The following is a 10,203-nucleotide window of genomic DNA, read 5'->3' on the forward strand; positions in this document are numbered from 1 at the left end:
CGAGGTGGAGCATGACGATGGAGTCCTTGCCGCCGGAGAAGAGGATCACCGGGTTCTCGAACTCGCCCGCGACCTCGCGGAAGATGTGCACCGACTCCGACTCCAGGACGTCGAGGTGCGACAGAGCGTAAGGGTTCGCCGTGTCCTCACTGATGTGCGCGACAGTCGTCATGCCGCAACCCCTTCCTGAGCTTCTCCGCCCGCGAGGCGCGAAGGTACGGCCTTCGGGTTCGTCCGCGGCCCGGCGGCCGCCCGCGCGCCGCTCATGCCAGGCCCCTCTCGGTGAGCAGCGCGTGCAGCGCCGCGGCGGACTCCTGCACGGTCTGGTTCTGCGACTCGATCCGCAGGTCCGGTGCCTCCGGCGCCTCGTAGGGGTCGTCCACCCCGGTCAGCCCGGAAATCTCACCGGCCGCCTGCTTGGCGTACAGGCCCTTCACATCGCGTACGGAGCACACCTCCACCGGGGTGGCGACATGCACCTCGACGTACGCCGTGCCCTCCGCCTGGTGGCGCTTGCGGACCGCCTCGCGGCTGTCGGCGTAGGGGGCGATGACCGGAACGAGCGCCTTCACCCCGTTGGAGGCGAGGAGTTCGGCGACGAAGCCGATCCGCTGCACGTTGGTGTGCCGGTCCTCGCGGCCGAAGCCGAGTCCCGCGGAGAGGAACTCACGGATCTCGTCGCCGTCGAGCACCTCTACCCGGTGACCCTCAGCGCGCAGCCGCTCCGCCAGCGCGTGGGCGATCGTGGTCTTGCCCGCGCTCGGCAGACCCGTGAGCCACACCGTGGCCCCTTCTTGCCGGACGCTCATCGAAGTCTCCTGTACATCAAGGTCGTTGGTCGTCGTCACAGGTGCAGTCCGCACTCGGTCTTGGAGCGGCCCGCCCAGCGGCCCGCGCGGGCGTCCTCGCCCTCCAGCACACGCCGGGTGCAGGGGGCGCAGCCGACGGAGGTGTAACCGTCCATCAGCAGCGGGTTGGTGAGGACCCCGTGCTCTGCGACGTAGGCCTCCACGTCATCCTGCGTCCAGGTGGCGATGGGCGAGATCTTCACCTTCCGCCGCTTCTCGTCCCAGCCGACGACCGGGGTGTTGGCCCGGCTCTCCGACTCGTCGCGGCGCAGGCCCGTCGCCCAGGCGTCGTAGCCCTTCAGGCCCTCCTCCAGCGGCTGCACCTTGCGGAGCCGGCAGCACAGGTCGGGGTCACGGTCGTGCAGCTTCGGGCCGTACTCGGCGTCCTGCTCGGCCACCGTCTGACGCGGCGTCAGAGTGACGACGCGCACGTCCATCACGGCCTCGACGGCGTCGCGGGTGCCGATGGTCTCCGGGAAGTGGTAGCCGGTGTCGAGGAAGACGACGTCGACGCCGGGCATCGCGCGGGACGCGAGGTGGGCGACCACCGCGTCCTCCATCGAGGACGTCACGCAGAAGCGCCGGCCGAAGGTGTCGGCCGCCCACCGCAGGATGTCCAGCGCCGGAGCACCCTCCAGCTCGCGGCCCGCCTGCTCGGCGAGGGCCTTCAGGCCGGCGGCCTTAGGATCCTCGGTCTCCGTGAGAGTGCTCATGTCGCGTTCCCCTCCGCGTCGTTGCGCCGAAGCCCGTGGGCCAGCAGCCCGAGGAACTTCAGCTGGAAGGCCCGGTTGCACGCCGCGCATTCCCATGTGCCGTGCCCGGTCTCGCCGGGGCGCAGGTCCTCGTCCCCGCAGTACGGGCAGTAGAACGGTGCGGCTCGCTCGCTCACGACAGCGGCTCCCTGTCTTCCGGTGCTCGGTTCGTCTCCGGGGCGCCGAAGCCTGTGCCGACGGTCGATCGTGCTCGGTCACTCGTTCCTCGTGGCCTGTGCGCGTTCTCCCTTTCGGCGCAGGCGCGCCCCTTCGGCTCACTCGCCGGGGTCACGTCGGTTTCCTGTTCCTGCGGGGCTCGGTTCGTCTCCGGGGCGCCGAAGCCTGTGCCGACGGTCGATCGTGCTCGGTCACTCGTTCCTCGCGGCCTGTGCGCGTTCTCCCTTTCGGCGCAGGCGCGCCCCCTCGGCTCACTCGCGGGGGTCACGACAGCGACTCCTCGCTCGCGCGGGCGGCCCAGGCGGCGAAGCGCTCGCCCTCCTCACGCTCCGCCCGGAAGCGCTTGAGGACGCGCTCGACGTAGTCGGGCAGCTCCTCGGCGGTGACCTTCAGACCGCGCACCTTGCGGCCGAAGCCGGCCTCCAGGCCCAGAGCGCCGCCCAGGTGCACCTGGTAGCCCTCGACCTGCTCGCCGCGGTCGTCGAGGACCAGCTGGCCCTTGAGACCGATGTCCGCGACCTGGATACGGGCGCACGCGTTCGGGCAGCCGTTGATGTTGATGGTGAGTGGCTCTTCGAAGTCCGGGAGGCGGCGCTCCAGTTCGTCGATGAGCGCGGAGCCGCGTGCCTTGGTCTCGACGATGGCGAGCTTGCAGAACTCGATGCCGGTGCAGGCCATCGTGCCGCGCCGGAAGGGCGAGGGGGTGACCCGGAGGTCCAGCGACTCGAGTCCGGCGACGAGCGAGTCGACCCGGTCCTCGGCGACGTCGAGGACGATCATCTTCTGCTCGGCCGTCGTGCGTACCCGGCCGGAGCCGTGGTTCTCGGCGAGTTCGGCGATTTTCGTGAGGACCGTGCCGTCCACCCGGCCGACGCGCGGCGCGAAGCCGACGTAGAACCGGCCGTCCTTCTGCCGGTGCACACCGATGTGGTCGCGCCACCGCTGGACCGGCTGTGCGGGAGCGGGGCCGTCGGTCAGCTTCCGCTTGAGGTACTCGTCCTCCAGCACCTGGCGGAACTTCTCCGCGCCCCAGTCGGCGACCAGGAACTTCAGCCGGGCGCGGTTGCGCAGCCGACGGTAGCCGTAGTCGCGGAAGATGCTGATGACGCCCTCGTGGACGTCCGCGACCTCGTCCAGCGGGACCCAGGCACCGAGCCGCACCCCGAATCGCGGGTTCGTGGACAGTCCGCCGCCGACCCAGACGTCGAAGCCGGGGCCGTGCTCGGGGTGGTCGACGCCGACGAAGGAGACGTCGTTGATCTCGTGCGCCACGTCCAGCACCGGCGAGCCGGAGACCGCGGTCTTGAACTTGCGCGGCAGGTTCGAGTAGGCGGGGTTCCCGACGATCCGGCGGTGGATCTCCTCGATGGCGGGCGTGCCGTCGATGATCTCGTCCTCGGCGATACCGGCGACCGGCGAGCCGAGCATGCCGCGGGGCGTGTCGCCGCAGGCCTCGGTGGTGGACAGGCCGACCGCTTCGAGGCGGCGCCAGATCTCGGGGACGTCCTCGATGCGGATCCAGTGCAGCTGAATGTTCTGACGGTCCGTCACGTCGGCAGTGCCGCGCGCGAATTCCTGGGAGACCTCGCCGATGACGCGCAGTTGCTCGGTGGTGAGCCGGCCGCCGTCGATGCGGACGCGCATCATGAAGTACTCGTCGTCCAGTTCCTCCGGCTCCAGGATCGCGGTCTTGCCGCCGTCGATCCCGGGCTTGCGCTGGGTGTAGAGCCCCCACCAGCGCATACGCCCGCGCAGGTCGTTCGGGTCGATGGAGTCGAAGCCGGCCTTCGAGTAGATCGTCTCAATGCGTGTCCGCACATTGAGACCGTCGTCGTCCTTTTTGAACTGCTCGTTCCCGTTCAGGGGGGTGAAATGACCCCTGGCCCACTGGCCCTCGCCGCGGTGGCGACCCGGCCTGCGTCGGGGCGTGGCGGAGGTCGGATGGTCGGGGGTGGCGGCCATGGTCATACGTCCTTCGGGACTTCGAAGCGCGGGATACGGCTACTGACCTGCGCCGATGGGCGCGCGCCAAAATGGGCGCAGCGCGGCGCGGGTGAGAGGAAAAGTGGGAATGCGGCGGTTCGCTGGTCTGGTCAGCCCGCCGGACAGATCGCACTGGACATGCGGCCGAGGTCGACGTGCCGCCGACTCACCAAGGCAATTCCAGTTCGAGACATGACGAAAGCGTGGCACGGCGATCTGGACACAGTCCACCTTTATCCAGCATCTGGACATAGTCGTCTCGAATGGCGGGACAAGCGTGGTCTCGGTCACAGTCGGCCGGGGGTCCGGCCCGCCCCAACGCCCCGCGCGAGGGGAGGCGTTGCCGGGCGTGGGGCCCGGGACCGGGGCGGGCGGTCTCCGGCCTGTGAGGTCGGAGACCCGTAGGAGCAGGAGCCCGCGGGACGGAGGGCCGCGGGATCGGAGGGCCGCGGGATCGGAGGCCCGCCGGGTCGGGGTCAGGGGGTCTTTGGGTCCGTGGGGTCAGAAGGCCGTGGGACCGGCGTTCGGCCAGGGCCCGGGGGTCGGGCCGAGGTCCTCCTCGGCCGTCCGGGTCTCGTACACCCGGAAGCCCCGGCGCTCGTAGTTGCCCAGCGCCTGCGGACTGTCCTTGCTGCACGTGTTCAGCAGTACCCGCTTCGTCGGCGGCCGCTGCGGCCAGCGCTCCGCCAGGTCCCAGGCACGCGCCGTGCCGTAGGACAGCAGCGGGCCGCCGATGCCCCGGCCCCGGAACGCCGGGATCAGGCCGAAGTACTTGATCTCCACCGCGCCCTCGTCCTGCGGGTCGAGCTCCAGGTAGCCCGCCGGTGTCCCGCGGTCGTACGCCACCCAGGTCTCCGCGCCCGGACGGTCGGTGATCTCCCGCCACTCGCCGTAGCCGAGGCCCAGCCGGTCCGTCCAGTGGATGTCGCCGCCGACGGCGGTGTAGAGGAACCTGCTGAACTCCGGCGAGGGCACCTCGGCCCGCTCGAACCGGATTCCTTCGCCCGGCTCCCGGGACGGCCGCAGGTCCTCGGGGGAGGTCTGCTCCAGGAACCAGGTGGTCACAGTGATACGCATGAGTGCCAGGGAATCATCCGGGCCGCATTTCGACCAAGCCGGGATCAGCCGACGCCGCCGATGCCCGACGGACTCGATCTCCGCGCGGCCCCGACCACCGGAGCGGCCGAGTGGGGCAGCAGGTCAGCAGGGTCGGAGGGCGGCAGGATCTCCACCTCGACCTCCTCCGAGAAACGGTACGGCCGGTGCGCCAGCACCCCGGCCAGCGTGCGGCGTATGCGGGACATCTCCGCGCGCACGGTCACCGTACGGGTCGGGTCGCCGAAGATGTCCCTGGCGAGCTCGGCCGCGGTGCGCCCGCCCGGGCTGCGGGCCAGCGCGAACAGCAGCTCCGCGTGACGCGGGCTCAGCTCCTGCGACCAGCTTCCCGCGGCCCCCGACACGGTCACCGACCAGCGCCGCGGCCGGCTCAGGTCCAGCACCACCCGGTTCGGGGTGTCCGCCCGCGTGCCGTCGGCGTGCTCGTCCCCGACCTTGACCAGCCAGCCGCCCGGCAGCGGCTCCACCGCGCACATCCCGAACGACGGCAGCCAGTGCCGCCCCGCGCGCAGCGACCGCGGCAGCGGCAGCCGGTCGAAGGGCGGCATGCCGGTGACCGCCGCCATCCAGCCATTGGCGTCCACCACGAAGGCGCGCCCGGTGATCCGGCACAGCACCGGCGCGGCCACCGACCGCAGCCGCTCGATCTCCAGCAGGTGCCGGGTGTGCAGCTCCGCCTCCGCGAGCCGGGTGACCGACGTCACCAGCGCCAGTGTCGCAGGATGCATCGTGGCCGCGGGCCCGCTGAGGTCCACCACCCCCAGCAGCCGGCCGTCCCTGGGGTCACGGATCGGTGCGCCGGCACAGGTCCAGGGGTGCAGGGACCGTACGAAGTGCTCGGCGTGCCACACCTGCACCGGGCGGCCGGCGACCAGCGCCGTGCCGATGCCGTTGGTGCCCATCACGTCCTCCGCCCAGGAGGCGCCCACCGCGAAGCCCAGCCGGTCGGCGCTCTTGAGCACCCCGACATTGCCCTCGCGCCACAGCACCCGTCCGTCCGGATCGGCGACGATCATGATGTGGGAGGCGACGTCCGCGACCGAGACCAGACCCTCCGTCAGGACGGGCATGACCTCGGCGAGCGGGGAGGCCTGCCTGCGGCGCTCGACCTCCTCCGGAGAGAGCACGTCCTTGAAGTTGCCGGTCTCCGGGTCGATCTGTTTGGCGATCATCCGCCGCCACGATTCGCCGATCACCATGCGCGGTTCGGTCAGCGGCGGCCGTCCGGCCAGCGCCGTCTCGCGTATCCCGGCCATCACCCGCCCGGCTTCCCGCACGGACGCCGACAGTCCGGACACGGAATCGACCCCGGCATCTCCGACGCGCTCGGCGGCAGTCCTCTTCACCAGTCGATTCTCCCGAAGATCTCTCCCGAAGACCTGTCGAGGTCCCATCCTGCCGTTCCGCGGCCCCTGGGCACACGGGTATCCGGCAACGGGCCGCAACCCGACGCAACCTATGCAACCCTGTGCAACTCTCGCGCCCGACGGCGTGAACGGTGACGCTGGGGACAACGCCACGGCGTACGTGCCTCTTCCGCAACCGGAGGCATGGAGCAGGGGGTGGTGCCGTGTCGGCGCAGCACCACCCCCTGCTGTGAACCGCCGGGTGCGGTGGCCCGAACCGCGGCAGTCCCGGCCTGTGGCTCCGTCAGATCTCCACTCGCGCCCGGTCCACCACCGACGCCAGGTCGAGCGTGGCCGGCAGCGTGCCGAAGGCCGCACCCCAGTCACCGCCCAGCCGCGAGGCGCAGAAGGCGTCCGCCACCGCCGCCGGCGCCAATCGCACCAGCAGCGAACCCTGGAGCACCAGCGCCATTCGCTCCACCAGCCGCCTGGCCCGGCCCTCGACGTTCTCCAGCTCCGCGAGCTCGGTGAGCAGGTTCTTGATCGCACCGTCCAGGCGGTGGTCGGCGCCGCGCGCCCGCCCCACCTCGTTCAGGAACGCGTTCAGCGCCCGCGGCTCGCGCCGCAGCGCCCGCAGCACGTCGAGGGCCTGCACATTGCCCGCACCCTCCCAGATCGAGTTCAGCGGCGACTCGCGCAGCAGCCGCGGCATCCCGGACTCCTCGACGTAGCCGTTGCCGCCCAGGCACTCCAGCGCCTCGGCCGCGAGCGGGGTGCACCGCTTGGTCACCCAGTACTTGGCCACGGGCACCGCGAGCCGCAGCAGTTCCCTGTCGTGCGTGTCCTCGCTGTCGTACGCGGCCGCCAGCCGCATCGCGAGCACCGTGGCCGCCTCGGACTCCAGTGCCAGATCGGCCAGGACATTGCGCATCAGCGGCTTGTCGGCCAGCGGACCGCCGAAGGCGCCGCGGTGGGTGGCGTGGTGGATCGCCTGTGCCACGGCCTGCCGCATGATGGCCGCGGACCCCAGTACGCAGTCCAGGCGGGTCGCCGCCACCATCTCGATGATGGTCCGCACGCCGCGTCCCTCCTCGCCGACCCGGCGCGCCCACGTCGTCCCGTCGAACTCGACCTCGGCGGACGCGTTCGACCGGTTGCCCAGCTTGTCCTTGAGCCGCTGGACGGCGAAGGCGTTGCGGGTGCCGTCGGCAAGCACGCGGGGCACGAAGAAGCAGGTCAGCCCGCCCGGCGCCTGGGCGAGGACCAGGAACGCGTCCGACATGGGAGCCGAGCAGAACCACTTGTGCCCGGTCAGCACGTACTCGCCGGCCGCGGCGAGCGGCCGCGCGGCGGTCGTGTTGGCCCGCACGTCACTGCCGCCCTGCTTCTCCGTCATGCACATTCCGAACAGGGCGCCCGGCTTCTCCCCGGGAGGGCGCAGCTCGGGCTCGTAGACGTGCGAGGTCAGCCGGGGCTCCCACTCGGCCGCCAGCTCCGGGTCCACCCGCAGCGAGGGCACGGCGGCGTGCGTCATCGACAGCGGGCAGCCGTGGCCCGCCTCGGCCTGCGTCCACACCAGGAACCCGGCGGCGCGCCGCACGTGCCCGTCCGGCCGGCCCCAGGCGTCGGTCAGCCCGGCGCCGACGGCATGGCCGAGCAGCCGGTGCCAGGCGGGATGGAAGTCCACCTCGTCGATGCGGTGGCCGTAGCGGTCGTGCGTACGGAGCACCGGCGGGTAGTCGTTCGCCTGCGCCCCCCACTCCTGGGCCTGCGCCGAGCCGGCGCTGCGGCCGAGCTCGCCGAGTTCCTTGCGCACCGGGTCCAGACGCTCGGGCGCCACGTACCGCTCGACCGCCTCGGTCAGGGTCCGGTCGGCGGCGAAAATGTCGTATCCGACCAGGGGCGGAGCCTGATTGGTCACTGTGTGGGTGCTGCCTGCCATGCCGATACGGTAAAGAGGTGCAGCAGGCAAAGGAAACACCCGAGCAGCCGAAGGGCCGGCTCCACAGGGCCAGGGCCTTGTACCGGAATGTCTCGAAACGCCGGATGGCCTGGCTGCTCGTCAAGGACACCGTCGAGTCCTGCGTGGAATACCGGGTTCTGGGACTCGCCGCGGAGGCCGCGTTCTTCACCCTCCTTTCCGTACCGCCGCTGCTGCTCAGCGTGATCGGACTGCTCGGCTACGTCGACGCGTGGATCAGTACGGAGACGGTGATCAGCCTCGAGAACAACATCATCGAGGCGTCCAGGACCGTGCTGTCCGACCAGGGCGTCAAGGACATCGCCCAGCCGCTCCTCGACGACGTGATCGAGGGCGGCCGTCCCGACGTCATCTCCATAGGTTTCCTGCTGGCCCTCTGGTCGGGCTCGCGGGCGGTGAACGTCTTCATCGACACGATCACCGTCATGTACGGGCTCGACGGGGTGCGCGGCATCGTGAAGACCCGCCTGCTCGCCTTCCTGCTCTTCCTCGTGGCGCTGCTCATCGGCTCGGTGGTACTGCCGCTGACGGTCGCGGGGCCCGACGCGGTGATCGAGATCCTGCCGTGGAGCGCCGAGGTCGTGGTGGTGCTGTACTGGCCCGTCGTCACCGTGCTCTCGGTGATCTTCCTGACCACGCTGTACCACGTGTCGGTGCCGGTCCGCTCGCCGTGGATAGAGGACATCCCCGGCGCGCTCGTCGCCCTCGGCATGTGGGTGCTGGGAAGCTTCCTGCTGCGCATCTACATCACCAGCACCATCGAGGGGCCCACGATCTACGGCTCCCTGGCGGCGCCGGTCGCCGTTCTGCTGTGGATCGGCGTCTCCGCCTTCGCCGTGCTGGTGGGCGCCGCGGTCAACGCGGCCATCGACCGGGTCTGGCCGTCCGTGGCCACGGCCGCGGCCCGCGAGGCCAACGAGCGGGCGCGGGAGGCGAGGGCCGCCGAGGTCGTCGCCCGGGCGGCGGCGCGGGCCGCGGCGGAGGACGAGGACGACGAGTACGAGGACGACGACGGGGAGAACGTCGACATGCCGTCCGAGTTCCCCGAGCGCTGGGCGCAGTTCCTGCCCCCGGAGGACGTCACGGCCCGGCTGCGGACGCACCGGCGCCACGACTCCTCGAAGCCGTCCGCGCCGTCCGCGCCCGCGCGGCCCTCGCCGGAGGAGCGCGCGGCGCCGTCCCGGCGCCCGGAGCGGGACTGAGCGCTCCGGCGGCAGGCCGTCGTGGGCCGTCCGCGCCCGCGCGGTTCCCGGCACGGCCTAGCCTTGGAGGCGTGTACGAGGAGAGGACGTCCCGGGTCGAAGGCGCGGTGCTGTGGACGGCCACCGTCACCGGGAACCCGGTGCTGCCGGACGGCTGCATGGACCTCATGTGGAGCGAGGGCCGCCTGATCGTCGCGGGCCCCGACACGTCCGCCCACCCGGTCACGGATCCGCCCGGCACCCGGTACAGCGGGGTCCGTTTCGCCCCCGGCACCGGCGCGCTCCTCATCGGTGTGCCGGCATGCGAACTCCGCGACCGGCGGGTGCCGCTGGACGAGCTCTGGCCAGCCGGCCGGGTACGGCACCTGTCCGAGCGCGTCGGCGACGCGGCGGACCGGGCGGCCGCCCTCGACGCGCTGGCCCTGCGCAGGGCCGGCGAGGTCGGCCGACCCGATCCGGTGCCGGAAACCGTCGCCGCCGCGCTGGCCGCCGGCCGTACGGTCGCCGAGACGGCCCGCGCCGTCGGCCTCGGCCCCCGCCAACTGCACCGCCGCTGCCTCGACGCCTTCGGCTACGGCCCCAAGACGCTGGCCCGCGTGCTGCGCCTGCAGCGCGCCCTCGCGATGGCCCGGTCCGGGACGCCCTTCGCGACGGTGGCGGTGGCGGTCGGCTGCGCGGACCAGGCGCACCTGGCCAGGGATGTGCGGCAACTGGCGGGCGCCGCGCTGGGAGACCTCGTCCGGAGCCGACCGGACGCGAGCGCTCCGGTGGGGTCGTGAGTCGGTGGGGGTGTGGACC

The 10,203-nt window shown here is 71.8% G+C and carries 10 protein-coding genes and 1 pseudogene; 2 read left to right on the top strand and 9 right to left on the bottom strand.

Translation table 11 applies throughout. From position 1 onward, the window contains the following. The 9 genes and pseudogenes from GUY61_RS28790 to GUY61_RS28825 form a co-directional block, all read right to left on the bottom strand. A pseudogene (locus tag GUY61_RS28790) lies at nt 1-172 on the bottom strand (sulfate adenylyltransferase small subunit); the annotation flags it as partial. Between the two features lie 91 nt (nt 173-263). Continuing rightward, nucleotides 264-848, bottom strand: a complete 585-nt coding sequence (gene cysC / locus GUY61_RS28795) for an adenylyl-sulfate kinase (RefSeq protein ID WP_313896921.1) — start codon at nt 846-848, stop codon at nt 264-266. Beyond that, nucleotides 845-1,561, bottom strand: a complete 717-nt coding sequence (locus GUY61_RS28800) for a phosphoadenylyl-sulfate reductase (protein ID WP_166633188.1) — start codon at nt 1,559-1,561, stop codon at nt 845-847. Before GUY61_RS28800 ends, cysC begins: the two co-directional genes overlap by 4 nt. Further along, a complete protein-coding gene (locus GUY61_RS28805) occupies nt 1,558-1,737 on the bottom strand; it encodes a hypothetical protein (protein WP_166633189.1) in 180 nt (59 codons plus the stop codon). The genes GUY61_RS28800 and GUY61_RS28805 overlap by 4 nt, the downstream gene beginning before the upstream one ends. A gap of 304 nt (nt 1,738-2,041) precedes the next feature. After that, nucleotides 2,042-3,739 carry a nitrite/sulfite reductase gene (locus GUY61_RS28810; protein ID WP_166633190.1) on the bottom strand — a complete coding sequence of 566 codons (1,698 nt, stop codon included), beginning with the start codon at nt 3,737-3,739 and terminating at the stop codon, nt 2,042-2,044. A 131-nt stretch (nt 3,740-3,870) separates the two neighbouring features. Further along, nucleotides 3,871-3,954, bottom strand: a complete 84-nt coding sequence (locus GUY61_RS41655) for a putative leader peptide (protein ID WP_313896922.1) — start codon at nt 3,952-3,954, stop codon at nt 3,871-3,873. Between the two features lie 307 nt (nt 3,955-4,261). Further along, a complete protein-coding gene (locus tag GUY61_RS28815) occupies nt 4,262-4,837 on the bottom strand; it encodes a GNAT family N-acetyltransferase (protein ID WP_166633191.1) in 576 nt (191 codons plus the stop codon). 44 nt (nt 4,838-4,881) lie between these two features. After that, nucleotides 4,882-6,132, bottom strand: a complete 1,251-nt coding sequence (locus GUY61_RS28820; RefSeq protein ID WP_243766822.1) for a helix-turn-helix domain-containing protein — start codon at nt 6,130-6,132, stop codon at nt 4,882-4,884. A gap of 394 nt (nt 6,133-6,526) precedes the next feature. Continuing rightward, nucleotides 6,527-8,164: an acyl-CoA dehydrogenase family protein gene (locus tag GUY61_RS28825; RefSeq protein WP_166633193.1), complete on the bottom strand. Its 1,638-nt coding sequence runs from the start codon at nt 8,162-8,164 to the stop codon at nt 6,527-6,529. Nucleotides 8,165-8,181: 17 nt separating this feature from the next. Between GUY61_RS28825 and GUY61_RS28830 the strand changes: the two genes are divergently transcribed. Continuing rightward, nucleotides 8,182-9,405, top strand: coding sequence for a YihY/virulence factor BrkB family protein (locus tag GUY61_RS28830; protein WP_166633194.1), 1,224 nt, complete (start codon nt 8,182-8,184; stop codon nt 9,403-9,405). A gap of 71 nt (nt 9,406-9,476) precedes the next feature. After that, nucleotides 9,477-10,184 (top strand): helix-turn-helix transcriptional regulator, encoded by a 708-nt coding sequence (locus GUY61_RS28835; RefSeq protein WP_166633195.1) that lies wholly within the window; start codon nt 9,477-9,479, stop codon nt 10,182-10,184. The last annotated feature ends 19 nt before the right edge of the window (nt 10,185-10,203 follow it).

Origin of the sequence: Streptomyces sp. GC420 (assembly GCF_009916105.1) — a bacterium.
Taxonomy (GTDB): Bacteria; Actinomycetota; Actinomycetes; order Streptomycetales; family Streptomycetaceae; genus Streptomyces.